The sequence below is a fragment of the Streptomyces sp. NPDC008092 genome, from assembly GCF_042957285.1.
Taxonomy (GTDB): domain Bacteria; phylum Actinomycetota; class Actinomycetes; order Streptomycetales; family Streptomycetaceae; genus Streptomyces.
The window spans coordinates 338718-355764 of the sequence record NZ_JBIBHY010000002.1; the positions used below are offsets into that span (position 1 = coordinate 338718).

Sequence of the window (17047 nt, forward strand, 5' to 3'; positions counted from 1 at the left end):
GCCCCCATGACCACACACAGCCAGCCGACGACGATGCACGAGTCTCTGCTCGACGTCCGCGGCAGGAAGATCTTCGTCGCGGAGACCGGCGACGGCCCGCCCGTCCTCCTCCTGCACGGCGGCGGACCCGGCGCCTCGGGAGTCTCCAACTACAGCCGCAACATCGCCGAGTTGGCCAAGGAGTACCGGGTCATCGTGCCCGACCTGCCCGGCTACGGCCGCAGCAGCAAGGGCGTCGACGGGCGCGACCCGTTCGGCTACCTCGCCGGCCACATCCGGGGCCTGCTGGACCGACTCGGCCTGGAAAAGGCGCACCTGGTCGGCAACTCCTACGGCGGTGCCTGCGCGCTGCGCCTGGCCCTGGACACCCCCGACCGGGTCGGCCGCATGGTCCTCATGGGCCCCGGCGGCATCGGCACCACCCGCGCCCTGCCCACGCCCGGCCTCACCAGCCTCCTCGACTACTACACGGGGGACGGCCCTTCGCGGCCGAAGCTGGAGAAGTTCATCCGCACCCACCTCGTCTTCAACGCCGCCGAGGTGCCCGACTCCGTCATCGACTCCCGTTACCGGGACAGCATCGACCCCGAGGTCGTCGCGGCCCCGCCGCTGACGCGTCCGAAGTCCCTGCGCACCGTGTGGAAGACGGACTTCACCCGCGACAGGCGCCTGGAACGGCTGCCGGTGCCGACCCTGGTGCTGTGGGGCGCGGCGGACAGGGTCAACCGGCCGTCCGGCGGCCGGATGCTGGCCGAGCGCATGCCCGACTGCGACCTGTACATGGTGGCGAACACCGGGCACTGGGTGCAGTGGGAGCGGGCCGAGCTGTTCAACCGTCTGTGCGGCGACTTCCTGGCAGGCCGCCGATGACCACGCGTCCCGACGTCTTCGGCTCCGTCCATCTCGGTTATCTGGTCGTCGAGACGGAGAAGTTCACCGACTGGCGCCGCTTCGGCACCGACGCCATCGGCATGCACCACGACGACCTCTCCCGCGACCTGATGCGGTTCCGGCTCGACGACCACGCATGCCGGTTCCTCCTGCGGCGCGGCCCCGCCGAGGACGTGGTCGCCCTCGGCTGGCACCTCGACGACCACACGACGTTCGAGCGGATCGAGGCCCGCGTCCGCGCCCACGGCGTCCCCGCGGTGGCCGGCACCGCCGAGGAGGCGAAGCTGCGCGGCGTCGAGCGGCTGCTGCGCTTCCCCGGCCCCAAGGGCATCGCCCAGGAGATCTACACCACCCCCCTCACCTCTTCGGAACCCCTGAGGATGCGGGCGTCCGGCTGGGTCACCGGCGACTCGGGGATGGGCCACGTCGCCATCACCTCGGCCAGACCCGCCCTGATGCGCGGCTACTTCGACACCGTCTTCGACGCCCGACTCACCGACTACATCGACGAGACCATCGGCGGCGTCAAACTCAAGATCCGCTTCCTGCGCGTCAACGAACGCCACCACTCCATCGCCGTCGCCGCGGTCCAGGGCCTGCCCATCGACCCGGTCCGCACCCGCGTCCAGCACGTGAACATCCAGGCCGCCTCCCTGGACGACCTGGCCCGCAGCTACCGACGTGTCCACGAACTCGGCTTCGACATGGCCCTGTCCGTCGGGCAGCACACCAACGACAAGGAACTCTCCTACTACGCCCGCACCCCCTCGGGCTTCGAGTGGGAGGTCGGCTGGAACCCCCTCGTCATCGACGAGTCCACCTGGGAACCCGGCACCCACCAGGGCATCAGCATCTGGGGCCACACCCCGGTCGGCCGGACCATCCTCGACAGGCTCGGCCAGTTCCGCCTCGGCGCCCGCTCCCTGCTCCACCCGGAGAAGACCGTCCCCGCGCTCAGCGGTGCCGGCATCCCCGACGACTGACGCCCGGACCGTCACCCGGCACGAGGCGGTCGGCGTGTCCCCGTACCGCTCCCGCAGCGGACTCCGCTTCCTCGGCGCCGTCGGCCGCCGCCCCCGGGGGCTGTCCCGCAGGGCCCGGGACGCCCTCCGACGGGTCGGCGTGCCGTGGACGCAACGGTCACGAGAAGATCGTCCCCGACCACGCGTCCACCCGCTCCCGGAAGGAACCGACGAGATCATGCGCCTCATCGTGGCCCGCGGCCCGGCGGAGGTGTCCGGATGACCGGCGCCGACGAACACGTCCTGCTGCACGTCCGCGGACGGGCCGCGCACATCACGCTCAACCGGCCGAAGGCCATCAACGCGCTCTCGCACGCCATGGTGCGCCGCATCGACGAGGCGCTCACGGCATGGGAGCGGGACCCGGCCGTGCAGACCGTCGTCATCACCGGCGCGGGGGAGCGCGGCCTGTGCGCGGGCGGGGACATCCGCGCCGTCCACGACGACGCCCGGGACGGCGACGGGTCGGCGGCGGCCGCGTTCTGGCGGGACGAGTACCGGCTCAACGCCCGCATCGCCCGGTACCCGAAGCCGTATGTCGCGCTCATGGACGGCATCGTGATGGGCGGCGGGGTCGGTGTCTCGGCACACGGCCGCGTCCGGATCGCCACCGAGCGGTCGCGGATCGCCATGCCGGAGACCGGCATCGGCTTCGTGCCCGACGTCGGCGGCACGTATCTGCTCGGCCGCGCGCCCGGCGAACTCGGCACCCATCTCGCCCTGACCGGCGCCCGGATCGGCGCCGCCGACGCCATGCTCTGCGGACTCGCCGACCACTACCTGCCGTCCGGCTCGATCCCCGCGTTCGTCGCCGACCTCGCCGGCCTGCCCGTGCCCGAAGCACTCGCCCGGCAGGTACGGCAGGCGCCCGACGGGGAGTTGGCCGGGCAGCGGGCGTGGATCGACGCCTGCTACGCGGCCGACACCGTCGAGGAGATCGTCCAGCGGCTGTTCGCACACGGCGACCCGGCGGCGAAGGAGGCGGCGGACACCCTGCTCACCAGGTCCCCCACCGCCCTGAAGGTCACGCTGGCGGCGCTGCGCCGGGCCCGGCAACTCGGTTCGCTGGAGCGGGTCCTGGACCAGGAGTACCGCGTCTCCTGCGCGACCCTCGCCACCCATGACCTGGTGGAGGGCATCCGCGCCCAGGTCGTCGACAAGGACCGCACCCCGCACTGGTCCCCGGCCACCCTCGCCGGGGTCACCGACGCCGACGTGGACCGCTTCTTCGCCCCGCTCGGCGAACGCGAACTCGGCCTCGCCCCACCCGTCTGACCCGCCCCAACCGCCGTCCACCAGGCGCGAGACGAAGATCACGCCTGGTGACGCGGTCTTGGCCGTGCTCCTGACACGCGGTACGGTCTGTCCGATATCGACGACGGCGAGACGGAACCCGGTGGGAATCCGGAACGGTCGCGCCACTGTATGCGAGAGCCCCCGGGCCGCTCGTGAGTCAGACCCGTGGCCGTCGTCCTGTGCACCACCGAGATGGGACGCGAACTCCCAGAGGAGGTCCTGCCATGGCGCAGACCGTCGCTCCGCCGACAGCCAACACCCCCGCCGTCCCCGCCAAGCTGCCGCTGTCCGCGATAGCTCCCTGGGCGGTCTTCTTCGGCATCCTGATGCTGGTCCTGCTCTACTTCGTCGGCGCCGAACAGGGCGCCACCTCCGTGTTCAGCGGCACGGACGTCCACGAGTGGGTGCACGACGCCCGCCACCTGCTCGGCTTCCCCTGCCACTGACACGAGGGACGCCGTACCACCCATGAACTCCGCAACGGTTCGCAACCTCCTGGTGCGGGGCATGCTCGCCGGCCTGGCCGCTGGCCTGCTCGCCCTCGTCGTCGCCTACGTACTCGGTGAGCCGAACGTCGACAAGGCGATCAGCTTCGAGGACGCCCACTCGCACGAGCACGAGATGGAGGTCGTCTCCCGCTCCCTGCAGTCCACCGCCGGCCTGGCCACCGGCGTCCTCGTCTACGGGGTCGCCTTCGGGGGCATCGCCGCCCTGGCCTTCTCCTTCGCCCTCGGCCGCGTCGGCCGCTTCTCGCCGCGGGCGACGGCGCTGCTGCTGTCCGGCTGCGCCCTGGTCGCCGTGTACGTGGTGCCGTTCCTGAAGTACCCGGCCAACCCGCCGTCGGTGGGCGACCCGGACACCATCGGCAAACGGACCACGCTGTACTTCCTGATGATGCTGCTCAGCGTGCTCCTCGCGGTGGCCGCCACCATCCTCGGCAAGCGGCTCCAGCCGCGGCTGGGCACCTGGTGGGCGACCGTGCTCGCGGTGGCCGCGTTCGGCGTGGTCATCGGGCTGGCGTACCAGTTCCTGCCGGTCGTCAACGAGGTGCCGGCGGACTTCCCGGCCACCCTGCTGTGGCGGTTCCGGCTCTCGGCGCTCGCCATCCAGGCGGTGCTGTGGGGTGGATTCGGCCTGCTGTTCGGCGAGTTGGCCGAGCGCGTCCTCAACCCGAAGCCGGCGAAGGCGCCGGCCGCCGCGCGCAGGGTGCCCGCACCGCACTGACCCGCGGCACGGCACACCGACCGGTAGACCGATCGGCACACCGAACGACACCCGAGGGCCCCCGGAACCGTCCGGGGGCCCTCGGGCGTTCACCGGTGTACGCGGGCCGCCGGCCGTATCCTGCGGCCGTGACGGCGACTTATGTACTGGACGGCACCGCGATCCGCACCCTGGAGGACTTCTGGCAGGTCGTCGGGGAGGCGGTCAACGGACCCGGCGGCTACTTCGGCCGCAACCTCGACGCGTTCGTCGACTGCCTCAGGGGCGGCTTCGGCACGCCCGACGACGGCGACTTCGTCTTCGAGTGGCGCGACCACGAGACCTCCCGCGCGCACCTCGGCCACGCGGAGACCGCCCGCCAGCTGGAGATCCGGCTCACCCGCTGCCACCCGACCAACCGTGCCGCCGTGGCGGCGGAGCTGGCCGAGGCCCGCGCCGGACGCGGGGCCACCGTCTTCGACTGGCTGGTCGAGATCTTCGAGGAGCGGGCCCCGGAGACGGTACGACTGCTGTGAACTCGCCGTGAACCCGCCGTGTCTTCGGCGCGCGGCCGGTGCCGCACTCGCGTCCGGGGCCGCTGACAAGGAAAGATGGGCGGCGAGCGATCGATCAACGACTGCGGAGGAAGTGGACTCATGCCGCATGAGCGAGCGGGCCGGCCGGCGGCTCCGGAGGACCTCGTCGACGTGGCCCGGCTGGTCACGGCCTACTACGCACTGCACCCCGACCCGTCCGACCCGGGCCAGCGGGTGGCGTTCGGCACCTCGGGACACCGCGGATCGTCACTGGCGACCGCGTTCAACGAGGACCACATCGCCGCCACCAGCCAGGCCATCTGCGAGTACCGGAGCGGCCAGGGCACCGACGGCCCCCTCTTCCTCGGAGCCGACACCCACGCCCTGTCGGAGCCGGCCAAGGTCACCGCCCTGGAGGTCTTCGCGGCCAACGGCGTCACCGTGCTCGTCGACAGCGCCGACGGCTACACCCCGACCCCCGCCGTCTCGCACGCCATCCTCACCCACAACCGGGGCCGCACCACCGGCCTCGCGGACGGCGTCGTGGTCACCCCCTCGCACAACCCGCCCGCCGACGGCGGCTTCAAGTACAACCCGCCCAGCGGCGGCCCCGCCGCGTCCGACGCCACCTCCTGGATCCAGGACCGCGCCAACGAGATCATCGCGGGCGGGATGAAGGACGTGCAGCGCATCCCGTACGAGCGCGCGCTCGCCGCGCCGGCCACCGGCCGGTACGACTTCATGGGCGTCTACGTCGACGACCTGCCCAGCGTCCTCGACATGGACGCGGTCCGGGCCTCCGGACTGCGCATCGGCGCCGACCCGCTCGGCGGCGCCTCCGTCGCCTACTGGGGCCGGATCGCCGAACGGCACGGGCTCGACCTCACCGTGGTCAACCCGTACACCGACCCCACCTGGCGGTTCATGACGCTGGACTGGGACGGCAAGATCCGCATGGACTGCTCGTCGCCGTACGCGATGGCCTCGCTCATCGAGAAGCGGGACGAGTTCCGCGTCGCCACCGGCAACGACGCCGACGCCGACCGGCACGGCATCGTCACCCGCGACGCCGGCCTGATGAACCCCAACCACTACCTCGCCGTCGCCATCTCCTACCTCTACCGCCACCGCGAGCGGTGGGCGGCGGGTGCGGGCATCGGCAAGACCCTCGTCTCGTCCTCGATGATCGACCGGGTCGCCGCCGACCTCGGCCGCCGACTGGTCGAGGTCCCGGTCGGGTTCAAGTGGTTCGTGGACGGACTGGTCAGCGGGGCGATCGGGTTCGGCGGCGAGGAGTCGGCCGGCGCCTCCTTCCTGCGCCGTGACGGCTCGGTCTGGACGACCGACAAGGACGGCATCCTGCTCGCCCTGCTGGCCTCCGAGATCACGGCCGTGACGGACCGGACCCCGTCCGAGCACTACGCCGGCCTCACCGCCCGCTTCGGTGAACCCGCGTACGCCCGTATCGACGCCCCGGCCACCCGCGAGGAGAAGGCCCTCCTCGCGAAGCTCTCCCCGGCCCAGGTCACCGCCGAGACCCTGGCGGGGGAGCCGGTCACCGCCGTCCTGACCGAGGCCCCGGGCAACGGCGCGGCGATCGGCGGCATCAAGGTGACCACGGAGAACGCCTGGTTCGCGGCCCGCCCGTCCGGCACCGAGGACGTCTACAAGATCTACGCCGAGTCCTTCCAGGGCCCCGACCACCTGGCCCGTGTGCAGGAGGAGGCCAAGGCGGTGGTGAACACCGCACTCGGCGGCTGACGACGCGGGCACGGCGGCCCGGTGCCGGGCCGTCAGGTCGCGAAGGTGCGGCGGCGGGCCCGGTCCTCGGCCAGGTCCGCCCCGGCCCGGCGGGCGTCCGCCGCGAGATGGGCCGAGCCCCAGGCGTGCGCGGTGCGCGCGGCCAGCGCGTAGCCCTCGGCCGCCGCCCGGTCCTCGCCGAGCAGCCGGTGCAGGTCGGCCAGGGCGTGCGCGAGCGGACGGCTCGCGTACGCCGCGCCCGCCGCGCCGGCCAGCTGGTCCCGCAGCGGCCGCAGGTGCCCGAGGAGGGCGGCCGCCGTGTCGTGGTCCCGGAGGAGCACGGCGAGCTCGGCGCGGAAGTCGAGCTCCAGGCCGTAGAGATGGTCCCGCGGCGGTTCCGCGGAGACGGGTACGGCACGCGCCTCGTCGAGTCTGCCCAGGCGCGCCAGGACCAGCGCCCACGCCACCGCGACCTGGCCGGGCGCCGACTCGTACACGGCCCGGACCAGCGGCTCGACATCGGCTGCCCGGTCCTGGACGAGCCGCATGGTGATCAGCCCGAGCGTGCGCAGACCGGTGGCGTGGTGGGCGCCCACCCGCTGCAGCAGGGTGTCCGCCTCGGCGTAGGCGGCCTCCGCCGCCGCGAAGCGCCCGGTCACGCAGGCCAGCATGGCGGTGGTCGCCGCGCTGAGCCCCTGCGCCCACACCAGCCGGTAGCGGCGGGCGAGGACCAGTCCCTCCGCGGTGTGCCGGTGCACGGCCGCCGGGTCGTTGCGGGCGGCGGCGGTCATCGCGTCCAGGTTCTCGCAGACCCAGCGGTAGGCGGGCAGGTCGTGGGCCCGGGCCAGGTCGCGCAGCTCGGTGGTGAGCTGCGGCCGGGTGCCGGCGCCGGTCTCGTGCGGCAGCAGCCGTGCCGAGGTCATCAACGCGGCGGCCATCAGGCGCGGTTCGCCGTCGGCACGGGCGAGCGCCAGCTGGGCGTCGGCCGCCTGCTGGGCCCGGGACGGGTCCTCCGCGGCCACCGAGTCGACGAGCACCTGGAGGACCCGGGCCCGCGTCGGGCCGTCGAGGCCGGGATCGGCGGCGAGCCGCTCCAGGCGGGTCAGCGCGGTCCGGTCGAACGGTCCTTCGAGCCGGCTGCGCCAGGGCGCGGGCTCGGTCCAGGCCCCGTACACGGCCGCGACCAGGTCGCCCCGGTCGGCCTGCTCGGCGAGTTCCACCGCGCGCTGCCGGGTGCGCCGGGCCGTGTCCGTGGCACCGGTGCGCACCTGGGCGCCCAGCAGCCGTACCGACAGCTCGATCAGCCGGTCGGGCGGGGTGTCGTCGCCGGCGGCCGCGGTGTGGGTGTCGATCGCCTGCTGGATCAGGGTGACGGCGACGTCGTGGGCGTAGCGCCGCTCGGCGGCCTCGGCGGCCCGCAGGGCGTAGTCGACGGCGAGCGGCGCGTCGGCCGCGCCGCCGGAGCGGGCGAAGTGGTGGGCCAGGGCGGCGAGTTCGCCGGGCCGGTGGTGGCGCAGCAGACGCGCGACGCGGGCGTGCAGCCGGGAGCGCCGGGCGCCGGACAGGTCGGCGTAGACGGTGTCGCGGACCAGGGCGTGCACGAACCGGACGCGGCCGGGCCCGGGTTCGGCGAGCAGGTCGGCGCCGAGCGCCGCGTCGAGCCCCTCCAGCACCTCCTCCTCGTCCGCGTCGGCGGCGTCGACGAGCAGCGCCACCTCGGCCTCCAGACCCAGCACGGCGGTGAGCTGTACGACGGACCGGGCGGCGGGCGGCAGCAGGGCGAGGCGCCTGCGCAGCACGTCCCGCACCCCCTGGGGGACCTCGGAGACCGCGACCAGGGCGCCCTCGTCGGCCAGCAGCCGGGCGCTCTCCAGGACGTAGAACGGATTGCCGCCGGTGCGCTCGGCGAGCGCCGTCACCGTCTCCGCGGCCACGGGTGCCCCGCAGACGGCGTTCACCAGGGTGGCCGTGTCCTGGAGCGGCAGGCCGCCCAGCGCGATCCGGTGCGGGGCGGCCGGGGCGAGGTGGGCGAGGGTCTTGAGCAGGTGCTCGCCGACCTCGCCGGGCCGGTACCCGGCGACGGTGAGCAGCGGCACCCCGGTGACCGCGGCCGCCGCCTCGACCAGGGCCAGGGTCTCGGCGTCCGCCCGGTGCAGGTCCTCAAGGAGGACGGCGAGGGGCGCCCCGGAGGCCGCGGCGCGCAGCCAGGCGGCGAAGGCGCGGTGCATGCGGAAGCGGCCGGCGCTGGCCTCGCCGTCCGGGGCGGGGGCGGCCGTGGCCTCCGGCTCCCGCAGCAGCACCGTCAGCTCCTCCGGCCTGGCCGGGGGCACCTCGCGGGCCAGCGCGCCGAGCGCCTCCACCCAGGCCCAGGCGGGCGGTGCGCCCTCGTACTCGGGGCAGCGCCCGACCACCACCCGCCAGCCGGCCTCGCGCAGCCGGGCGGCGGCCCGGTCCAGGAACGCGGACTTGCCGGCCCCGGCCGCGCCCGTGACCAGCACCAGGCCGCCGCCCTGGCGTGCGGCCCGGGCAGCCCCGTCCAGGGTCTGCAGTTCCGGGCCCCTGCCGACGAACAGACCCGGTCCGGAGCGCGCGGGGAGTCCGGCGGCGGGCTCGGGCCCGGCCGCACGCAGCACGTCGAGCCGCCCGTTGAGCACGGCGTGCTCCAGCTCCCGCAGGGCGGGCCCCGGATCGCAGCCCAGTTCGGCGCGGAGGACGGCGGTGGCGCGGCGCACCGCGGCGAGGGCGTCGGCCTGCCGGTCGCAGGCCCAGTGGGCGAGCGCGAGCAGCCGCCAGCCCTCCTCGCGCAGCGGGCTCTCCCGGACCAGCGACTCGGCGTCGGCCGCGGCCCGTGCCGCCCGGCCGGTACGCAGATCCGCGGCCACGGCCAGCTCCCGGGCCTCCGCGTACAGCCCGGTCAGCCGGGCCACCTCGGCGGCGGCCCACTCCTCGTCCGCGTGCTCGGCGAAGGCCGGCCCCCGCCACCAGCCGAGCGCCTCGGCGAGCAGCCGCCGGGCCTCCTCGGCCGACGCGGTGCGGGCGCGCTCCACCCAGGTCTCGAACCGCCAGGCGTCCACCGCGTCCGCGGCCAGCCGCAGGGCGTACCCGGGCGCCACGGTGACCAGCACGCTGGCCGGGGCCCGCGGCGGGCGCCCCGGCTCCAGCGACCGGCGCAGGTTGGACAGATAGGCGTGCAGCGACGCACCGGCCTTGGCCGGCGGCTCACCCCGCCACAGCGCGTCCGTCATCCGGTCCACGGGTACGACACCGCCCCGGGCCGCGACCAGCAGGGCCAGCACGGCACGCTGCCGCGGAGCGCCCAGCTCGACCGGTGTCCCGGCGACTTCGGCACCCAGCGGACCCAGGACTCGCAAACGCAGCACGCCGCCGGAATCTACCCGAGCGCCGTGTGCATCCTGTCAACAGACGTTGAACGCGCACTGGACGGGACCGCCAAGCCGGCCGCCAAGCGGACGCCAAGGGGAGGGCGCGACCGTGGGCAGCTCACCGCACACACCGGATCGTTGGAGCAAGCAAGCGTGTCCCTCAACAGCAGCCACGGCGCCTCCGCCACCGCAGAGCGTCCTCATACCCACGAAATGGTCGTGGTCCACCGGGTCTTCCGCCGCGAGTCGGCACTGCTGCCCCGGCTGGTGCGTGCCGTGCCCGACGGCGACCGGGCCCGTGCGGCGCGGGTCGCCGCCGCCCTGCGCGACTACATCCTCGGCCTGCACCACCATCACCACGCCGAGGACGAGCTGATCTGGCCGCTGCTGCGGGAGCGCGCCGCACACGACGGGGCGCTGGTGGCGCTGATGACGGAGCAGCACGAGGCGATCGACCACACCCTGGCGGCCGTCGACGAGTGGCTGCTCCTGTGGGAGCGGTCCGGAGACCGGATACCCGGCGAGGAACTGGCGCTGGCCCTGGACGCACACCGGATCGCGCTCCTGGAGCACCTCGACGAGGAGGAGCAGTCGCTGCTCCCGCTGGTCGCCGAGCACCTCACCGTCCCGGAATGGGAACTGGTCGGACAACGCGGCCTGGAAGGGCTGCCGAAGAACAAGCGCATGCTGGCCCTCGGCGCGATCCTGGAGGAGGCCACCCCCGAGGAGACCGCCTTCTTCCTGGGCAAGGCCCCGCTGATCGGCCGGCTGCTGTGGCGGGCCGTCGGCCGCCGCCAGTATCTCGCCTACCGCCGGGCCATGCGTGGCCCGCTGGACGGAGAGTAGACCATGGCCCTCCTCGACTCCGCCCCGCTCGACATCCTCGACGCCTACCGGACCTGCGAGTTCGCCACCCTGGGCCGGGACGGCACCCCGCTCGCCTGGCCGACGGCCGTGCGCCGCCGCCCGGACGGGACGCTGCTGCTCAGCACGTCCCTCGCGTTCGCGCAGAAGGCGCTGAACATCCGCCGGGACGGCCGCGTCGCCCTGCTCTTCTCCGACCCCACCGGCAGCGGCCTGGAGAAACCCCCGCAGATCTTCGTCGGCGGCCACGCCGACTGCCCCGACGAGATCATGACCGGGCCGCAGGGCGCCGAGGACTACTGGCGGATGCTGTTCGAACGGCAGCCGCACAGCAGGTCGTACGTCACCGCACCGATGCGGCTGGTGATGGACTGGTACTACCTGCGGCTGCTGATCACCGTGACGCCGCAGCAGGTCGTCGTACGGTCACCGCTGCCCGAGTCCGCCGCGCCCGCCGCGGCCACCGGTGAACTGGTCGGCGCCGCGCAGCTCGCCCGCTTCCCGACCGCGGTGCTCGCCGCGCGCGACGCCTCCGGGGCACCGGTCCTCGCCCGCACCAGGCCGGTGCCCACGGGCGAGGGATTCGCCGTGGACGTACCGGCCGACTGCCCGGCCGCCCCGGGCCCCGCCGCCCTGCTGGTGCACCGGCACGACGAACGCCTCAACCACATGCAGAACGCGCTCGTGCGCGGCGAACTGCGGGCGGACAGCACGGGACGGGTGCTGGTCCCGGGCAAGGTGGTGGAGCCGATGGGCTCGGGCCGGGTCAGCGACGCGGTGAACGTGCTGCGCAGCACGAGGCAGGCCACCGACCGCTATCTGCGGCGCCGCGGCCTGCCCCGGCCGCGGGTGCGGTGGGCGGATTTCAGGGCGCTGGCACAGGACGCGCGGCGCAGCTGACGTCCGCGGCAGGCAGCCGCCCGGTGGCGAGATACGCGTTGACCGCCGAGTCGGCGCAGTCGCTGCCGTAGACGCCGAACACCGCGTGCTGGTCCGCACCGCGCAGGGTCACCAGCCGGGAGGCGGGCCAGGCGCGGTGCACGGCCCGGGCGCCCGCGTAGACGGTGCGCGGGTCGCCGGTCGCGTTGACGAGGAGGGCCGGCAGGTCGTCCCGGATCGTGGTCGGGCGCTCGCGCGGCGGGTCCCAGAACGCGCACGGCCCGATGTTGCTGGTCACGGGACCGAACAACGGGTCCTGCGCACGGGCCCGTCGGACGTCACGCCAGTACGTCTCCGGGTCACGGGGCGCGGCGACGTCCCCGCAGAGGATGGCCATCTGCACACTGCCGTAGTCCGAGTCGGAACCGGTCAGCACGAAGGCCAGCGCGTCGGCGAGCCACGGACTCGGCTCGACGGTCCTGCCGTCGGCCGCGGCACGCAGGTCGCGGACGGCCGCCGCGAAGTCGCCGTACGCCGCGTCGTTGTCCTGCGAGAGGCCGTTGAAGACGACCATCGGCGTGACGCTGTCGTCCACCCGGTAGCCGCCCACCCGCAGCGGGGCGCGGCCGGCGGCGGCCTGGATCCGGTCCACGACCCCCAGCACCGCGTCCCGGCTGCGGCCCAAGTGGTACGTCGTGTCACGGGCGGCGGCCCAGGCGGCCCAGTCCCGCAGCGCGTGCCGGTTGGCGGCCTCCGAGCCGCGCAGCAGGCGGGGGCCGTACCGGGCGGGGTCGGCCACGCCGTCCAGCACGACCCGGTCCGTACGGTCCGGGAACATGGTGGCGTACACCTCGCCCAGGTAACTGCCGTACGAGTAGCCGAGGTAGGAGATCCGCCGCTCACCGAGCGCCGCCCGGATCACGTCCATGTCCCGTGCGGTGTTCCGGGTGGTGGCGTACGGCAGGACGTCGCCCTCGTACTTCCGGCAGTCGCGGGCGAGTTCCCCGGCGAAGGCGGTGGAGCGGTCGAAGCCGGCCCGGTCGTGCCCCGGGCCGCGGATCCCCGACCCCGTCGGCCAGTGGCAGTCCAGCGGAGTGCTGCGGCCGACGAAGCGGGGGTCCACCCCGACCACGTCGTAGCGCCTGCCGGTGTCCTTCATCGCCTGCCGCACCCACGGCGGGTCACCGAGCGTCTGCCCGCCCGGGCCACCGCTGTTGAGGAGCAGCGCGCCGACGCGGTGGGCGGTGTCGCCGGCCCTGATCCGGGAGACGGCGACCGTGATCGTACGGCCGCCCGGGTCGGCGTAGTCCAGCGGCACGGTGACGTCGGCGCATCGGGCGCCCGCCTTCTCCAGGTCCCTGCCGGTGTCGTCGTCGGGGCCCAGCACGCAGCTCTTCCAGGTGAGGTGCTGGTGGTGGTAGCGGGCCAGCGGGTCCGGGGCACCGGTCGTGGCCGGTGTGGTGCCGAGGGCCAGGGCGCTCGCCAGGGCCAGGGCGGCGGTGGCCGCGAAGCCGGTCATGCGGAGGTCCTTCCGGTGTCGCAGAGGGAGGTGTCGACGAGGTCCTGGAAGTCCAGTTCGGCCCGGAGGCTGTCCGGGACCCGGTTCAGGGCGACGGCCACGCTTGTGCCGCCGGGGCCGACGGCGACCAGCGCACGATGCCCGCCGGGCACGGTCCCGGCGTGTCCCCACCACACCCCGCCGCACGACAGCGGCGACGAGATCAGCCCCAGGCCGTACCGGGCACCGGGCCACAGCCGGTCCGGATCGGCGGCCACCGTCCGCTGCATCTCCGCGAGCCGGGCCGCCGGCAGCAGCCGTCCGCCGAGCAGCGCGGTGGCGAACCGGACGAGGTCGCCCTGAGTCGAGACCAGGGCACCGCCGACCCCGCCGAGGGACATGTTCCAGTCGGTGCCGTCGACGCGCCGCCCGTCGCCGGACGTGAAGTAGCTGTGGGAATGCGGCCCCTGGAGCCGGGTCTCGTCTCCGGGCCAGTAGGTGTCGTGCAGTCCGAGGGGCCGGATCACCCGGCGGCTGATCTCGTCCTCGGGAGCGTGCCCGGTGACCTCGCGGACGATCAGGCCGAGGACCAGGTAGTTGGTGGTGGCGTAGTGCCAGGGCCCCTCCGGGCGCGGGAGTTGCAGGGCCCGCGCGATCAACTCGCCCGTCTCGAAGTGGCGGTACCGCAGCCGCTCCGGACGCGCCCACTCGGGCGCGTCGAGATAGTCGGGCAGCCCGCTGGTGTGCCCGAGGAGCTGCCGTACGGTGATGCGCCGGCCGTCGTAGCCGTGCGCGTCGATCAGGCCCGGCAGGTAGCGGTCGACGGGGGCGTCGAGCGAGAGGCGGTGCTCGGCGGCGAGTTGCAGGACGACCGTCGCGGTGAACGTCTTGGTGACGCTCCCGGCGCGCAGCCGGTCGGTGGTGTTCATCGGGCGGCCGGTGCGCAGGTCGGCCGTACCGGCGGACCCGGTCCAGCGCCCGCACGGGCCGTCGGCGAGGACCGAGGCTCCGGTGATGTGATCGTCGGCGGTCAGCCGGGTGAGCGCCGCGCGGACGCCGTCGCGCGGGCCGCAGTGCCCGGCCGGTCCCGGAGGCGACGACCGTGCGAGGGCCGCCGGTGCGGACGCGAGTACGAGCGCCGCCACCGATAACGCCTGGGCGGACTTCAGAGGAAACGTTGCCATGCGCCAACACGCTAGGCACGGCCCGCCCCGCGCTCACTCCGGCGGGCTGCCGCATCCGGCGTGGGGACAACCCCCGGCCGGAGCCTGCGGCGAACCCCAGGCTGCCTACGCCGAACGGCACTCCGCGAGGCGCTTCGCCAGGAACCTGCGCTCCGCCGCGTTCTCCGCCAACTCCAACGCCTGCGCGTACGATTCGGCCGCCTCCCGGGTACGCCCCATGCGGCGCAGCAGGTCGGCGCGGGTCGCGGGCAGCAGGTGGTAGCCGGTCAGGCCGTCCTCCGCCGCCAGCTCCGCCACCAGGGCGAGCCCCGCCTCCCCGCCCTCGGCCATGCCCACGGCGACCGCGCGGTTCAGCCGGACCACGGGCGAGGGGACGTACCGCTGGAGTTCGCCGTAGAGGCCGGCGATGTCGGCCCAGTCGGTGTCGGCGGCGGCCGGCGCGGTGGTGTGGCAGGCGGCGATGGCGGCCTGGATCTGGTACGGGCCGGGGCGGCCCCGGCGCAGCGCGCCGTCCAGGAGCGCGGCGCCCTCGTCGATCTCGGCGCGGTCCCAGGCCGTGCGGTCCTGCTCCTCCAGGGTGACCAGGTCGCCGGCCGCGTCGACCCGGGTGTCCCGGCGGGCGTCGTGCAGCAGCAGAAGCGCGAGCAGCCCGACGACCTCCGGCTCGTCGGGCATCAGCCGGGCCAGCAGCCGGGCCAGCCGGATCGCCTCGGCGCACAGGCCGGTCCGCATCAGGCCGTCGCCGGCCGTGGCCGCGTACCCCTCGTTGAACAGCAGGTACAGCACACCGAGGACGCCCGTCGTGCGCTCCGGCAGCAGGTGCGCGGGCGGCACCCGGTACGGGATGCCGGCGTTGCGGATCTTCCGCTTGGCCCGCACCAGCCGCTGTGCCATCGTCGCCTCCGGGACGAGGAAGGCGCGCGCGATCTCGGGCGTGGTCAGCCCGGCGAGCGTGCGCAGCGTCAGCGCGACCCGGGCCTCGATCGGCAGCGCCGGGTGGCAGCAGGTGAAGAGCAGCCGCAGCCGGTCGTCCGCCACCCCGCTGTCGTCGCCCTCGCCGAACGGGTCGTACGGGTCGTAGGGCCCCTCGTCCCGTGCCAGCACCGCCGCCTCCCGCAGCTTCCGGGCCCCCACCGCCGCCCTGCGCAACACGTCCAGGGCGCGGTTGCGGGCGGTCGTGGTCAGCCAGGCGCCGGGGCGGCCCGGCACCCCGTCGCGCCGCCACCGTTCCAGCGCCTGGGCGAACGCGTCCTGCGCGCACTCCTCGGCGAGGTCCCAGTCGCCGGTCACCCGGATCAGGGTGGCGACGACCTGGGCCCACTCCTCGCGGAAGGCGGTCGCGACGGCCGCCTCGACCTCGTCCGTGGTGCTCACTCCCAGACCGGCCGTACCTCTACCGAGCCGCCGGCGAGCGCCGCGGGGTGCCGGGAGGCCAGCGTGATCGCCTCGTCGAGGTCGGCGACCTCGATGACGTCGAAGCCCGCGATGTACTCCTTGGTCTCGGCGAACGGCCCGTCGCTCAGCAGCACCTCGGCATCCCGGACCCGGACGGTCGTCGCGTCGGCGGCGGGCCGCAGCCGGGCACCGCCCCGGACGACGTCCCGGGTACGGACCTCGTGGATGTACGAGGCGAAGCGCGGGTCCGCGGCGATCTCGGCCGGGCTCGACTCCTCGCCGCCGACGGGGGTGCAGATGAACAGGACGTACTTCATGACTGCTCCGCCTCCAGGGGCACCGACACGTGTTCATGGGCGATCAGCCAGCTGAAACCGGTGTCCCGGTAGCCGGTGGTCGCACGCACCACCCGGTCCACGGGCTCCCCGCCCACCCGGGTGCCGTGGATCCGGACCAGGGCGTGGCTGAAGGTACTGCCCTCCCCGGGACGCACCCGCAGCTCCAGCACCTCGCGGTGCACGGGCCCGGTGAACGTCGCGAACCACGCCTCGACCGCCTTGCGCAGCGCGCCGGTTCCCGACCACACCTCCGCACCGGCCGGCCCGAAGGCCTCCACGTCGGGTGCGTAGCAGGCCAGCATCCGGTCGACGTCCCGGTCGCGGGCGGCCTCGGTCAGTTCGGCGTCGATACGGCGGACGGCCCCCTCGGCATCCTCCATCAGCCCCTCGTCCCAGAACGGGCGCACCTCCATGGCCCCGATGCTGGCCACGGGGTGCGAGGCGGCGATCCGGACGGCCTCCTCCAGGCCGTCGCAGTCGACGACGTCGAACCCGGCCACGTACTCCTTCGTCTCCGCGAACGGCCCGTCGGTGCGCAGCACCTCACCGTCCCGCACCCGCACGGTGACCGCCCGGTCCGGCAGCTGCAGCCGGTGGCCGTACAACCGGGCCCCGCGCCGGACGCCGTGCTCCTCCACCCAGGGTTCGACGGGTGCCATCCCGGACGTGTCAGCGGTGTCGTCGCCGCAGACCAGCAGCATGTACTTCATGGTTCCTCCCGGTCCTCAAGAGCTTCCTGCACCCCACCGACGAACGGCACCCCGCGCGATCGACACCCCGGTGCACCGAATTCCCGCGACGCCCGGTCGCCTCCCGTG

The 17047-nt window shown here is 74.4% G+C and carries 15 protein-coding genes and 1 riboswitch; of the genes, 9 read left to right on the plus strand and 6 right to left on the minus strand.

Annotation, left to right across the window (positions count from 1 at the left end; translation table 11 throughout):
- Window positions 1–6 precede the first annotated feature (6 nt).
- The 7 genes from ACFZB3_RS06405 (at window position 7) to pgm (ending at window position 6709) form a co-directional block, all read left to right on the plus strand.
- Complete coding sequence (locus ACFZB3_RS06405) at window positions 7–870, plus strand: alpha/beta fold hydrolase (protein WP_391370585.1); 864 nt, start codon at window positions 7–9, stop codon at window positions 868–870.
- Window positions 867–1874: a VOC family protein gene (locus ACFZB3_RS06410; protein ID WP_391370587.1), complete on the plus strand. Its 1008-nt coding sequence runs from the start codon at window positions 867–869 to the stop codon at window positions 1872–1874. The genes ACFZB3_RS06405 and ACFZB3_RS06410 overlap by 4 nt, the downstream gene beginning before the upstream one ends.
- Before the next feature lie 258 nt (window positions 1875–2132).
- Complete coding sequence (locus tag ACFZB3_RS06415) at window positions 2133–3188, plus strand: 3-hydroxyisobutyryl-CoA hydrolase (protein WP_391370590.1); 1056 nt, start codon at window positions 2133–2135, stop codon at window positions 3186–3188.
- A 67-nt stretch (window positions 3189–3255) separates the two neighbouring features.
- Window positions 3256–3397, plus strand: a riboswitch (cobalamin riboswitch).
- A gap of 36 nt (window positions 3398–3433) precedes the next feature.
- A complete protein-coding gene (locus ACFZB3_RS06420; protein WP_351960613.1) occupies window positions 3434–3655 on the plus strand; it encodes a CbtB-domain containing protein in 222 nt (73 codons plus the stop codon).
- A gap of 22 nt (window positions 3656–3677) precedes the next feature.
- Window positions 3678–4433, plus strand: coding sequence for a CbtA family protein (locus ACFZB3_RS06425; RefSeq protein WP_391370593.1), 756 nt, complete (start codon window positions 3678–3680; stop codon window positions 4431–4433).
- Between the two features lie 128 nt (window positions 4434–4561).
- Window positions 4562–4948 (plus strand): barstar family protein, encoded by a 387-nt coding sequence (locus tag ACFZB3_RS06430; RefSeq protein WP_391370596.1) that lies wholly within the window; start codon window positions 4562–4564, stop codon window positions 4946–4948.
- A 120-nt stretch (window positions 4949–5068) separates the two neighbouring features.
- Complete coding sequence (pgm, locus tag ACFZB3_RS06435) at window positions 5069–6709, plus strand: phosphoglucomutase (alpha-D-glucose-1,6-bisphosphate-dependent) (protein WP_391370598.1); 1641 nt, start codon at window positions 5069–5071, stop codon at window positions 6707–6709.
- A 32-nt stretch (window positions 6710–6741) separates the two neighbouring features.
- Here pgm and ACFZB3_RS06440 read toward each other — a convergent pair whose 3' ends face one another.
- Window positions 6742–10068 carry a BTAD domain-containing putative transcriptional regulator gene (locus tag ACFZB3_RS06440; RefSeq protein WP_391370600.1) on the minus strand — a complete coding sequence of 1109 codons (3327 nt, stop codon included), beginning with the start codon at window positions 10066–10068 and terminating at the stop codon, window positions 6742–6744.
- 156 nt (window positions 10069–10224) lie between these two features.
- On the opposite strand from ACFZB3_RS06440, the gene ACFZB3_RS06445 reads away from it, so the two are divergent.
- On the plus strand, window positions 10225–10917 hold the full coding sequence (locus ACFZB3_RS06445) for a hemerythrin domain-containing protein (RefSeq protein ID WP_391370603.1): 693 nt from the start codon (window positions 10225–10227) through the stop codon (window positions 10915–10917).
- A 3-nt stretch (window positions 10918–10920) separates the two neighbouring features.
- Window positions 10921–11835, plus strand: coding sequence for a pyridoxamine 5'-phosphate oxidase family protein (locus ACFZB3_RS06450; RefSeq protein WP_391370605.1), 915 nt, complete (start codon window positions 10921–10923; stop codon window positions 11833–11835).
- Here the strand turns inward: ACFZB3_RS06450 and ACFZB3_RS06455 are convergent.
- The 5 genes from ACFZB3_RS06455 to ACFZB3_RS06475 all read right to left on the minus strand — a co-directional run bounded on the left by ACFZB3_RS06455 (window position 11801) and on the right by ACFZB3_RS06475 (window position 16939).
- Entirely contained in the window at window positions 11801–13333 is a 1533-nt protein-coding gene (locus ACFZB3_RS06455) for an alpha/beta fold hydrolase (RefSeq protein WP_391370608.1), read from the minus strand. The genes ACFZB3_RS06450 and ACFZB3_RS06455 overlap by 35 nt on opposite strands.
- Window positions 13330–14496, minus strand: coding sequence for a serine hydrolase (locus ACFZB3_RS06460; protein ID WP_391370611.1), 1167 nt, complete (start codon window positions 14494–14496; stop codon window positions 13330–13332). The genes ACFZB3_RS06455 and ACFZB3_RS06460 overlap by 4 nt, the downstream gene beginning before the upstream one ends.
- Window positions 14497–14601: 105 nt before the next feature.
- Window positions 14602–15870, minus strand: coding sequence for a sigma-70 family RNA polymerase sigma factor (locus ACFZB3_RS06465; RefSeq protein ID WP_391370614.1), 1269 nt, complete (start codon window positions 15868–15870; stop codon window positions 14602–14604).
- On the minus strand, window positions 15867–16208 hold the full coding sequence (locus ACFZB3_RS06470) for a YciI family protein (RefSeq protein ID WP_391370617.1): 342 nt from the start codon (window positions 16206–16208) through the stop codon (window positions 15867–15869). The genes ACFZB3_RS06465 and ACFZB3_RS06470 overlap by 4 nt, the downstream gene beginning before the upstream one ends.
- Window positions 16205–16939, minus strand: a complete 735-nt coding sequence (locus tag ACFZB3_RS06475; protein WP_391370620.1) for a nuclear transport factor 2 family protein — start codon at window positions 16937–16939, stop codon at window positions 16205–16207. The genes ACFZB3_RS06470 and ACFZB3_RS06475 overlap by 4 nt, the downstream gene beginning before the upstream one ends.
- Between the last annotated feature and the right edge of the window lie 108 nt (window positions 16940–17047).

What these genes read in the sequence shown, in the direction of transcription:
- ACFZB3_RS06410 (WP_391370587.1), top strand. Translation starts at nt 867, where the DNA reads ATGACCACGCGTCCCGACGTCTTCGGCTCCGTCCATCTCGGTTATCTG.
- ACFZB3_RS06420 (WP_351960613.1), top strand. Translation starts at nt 3,434, where the DNA reads ATGGCGCAGACCGTCGCTCCGCCGACAGCCAACACCCCCGCCGTCCCC.
- ACFZB3_RS06425 (WP_391370593.1), top strand. Translation starts at nt 3,678, where the DNA reads ATGAACTCCGCAACGGTTCGCAACCTCCTGGTGCGGGGCATGCTCGCC.
- ACFZB3_RS06415 (WP_391370590.1), top strand. Translation starts at nt 2,133, where the DNA reads ATGACCGGCGCCGACGAACACGTCCTGCTGCACGTCCGCGGACGGGCC.
- pgm (WP_391370598.1), top strand. Translation starts at nt 5,069, where the DNA reads ATGCCGCATGAGCGAGCGGGCCGGCCGGCGGCTCCGGAGGACCTCGTC.
- ACFZB3_RS06470 (WP_391370617.1), bottom strand. Translation starts at nt 16,208, where the DNA reads ATGAAGTACGTCCTGTTCATCTGCACCCCCGTCGGCGGCGAGGAGTCG.
- ACFZB3_RS06475 (WP_391370620.1), bottom strand. Translation starts at nt 16,939, where the DNA reads ATGAAGTACATGCTGCTGGTCTGCGGCGACGACACCGCTGACACGTCC.
- ACFZB3_RS06455 (WP_391370608.1), bottom strand. Translation starts at nt 13,333, where the DNA reads ATGACCGGCTTCGCGGCCACCGCCGCCCTGGCCCTGGCGAGCGCCCTG.
- ACFZB3_RS06405 (WP_391370585.1), top strand. Translation starts at nt 7, where the DNA reads ATGACCACACACAGCCAGCCGACGACGATGCACGAGTCTCTGCTCGAC.
- ACFZB3_RS06460 (WP_391370611.1), bottom strand. Translation starts at nt 14,496, where the DNA reads ATGGCAACGTTTCCTCTGAAGTCCGCCCAGGCGTTATCGGTGGCGGCG.
- ACFZB3_RS06450 (WP_391370605.1), top strand. Translation starts at nt 10,921, where the DNA reads ATGGCCCTCCTCGACTCCGCCCCGCTCGACATCCTCGACGCCTACCGG.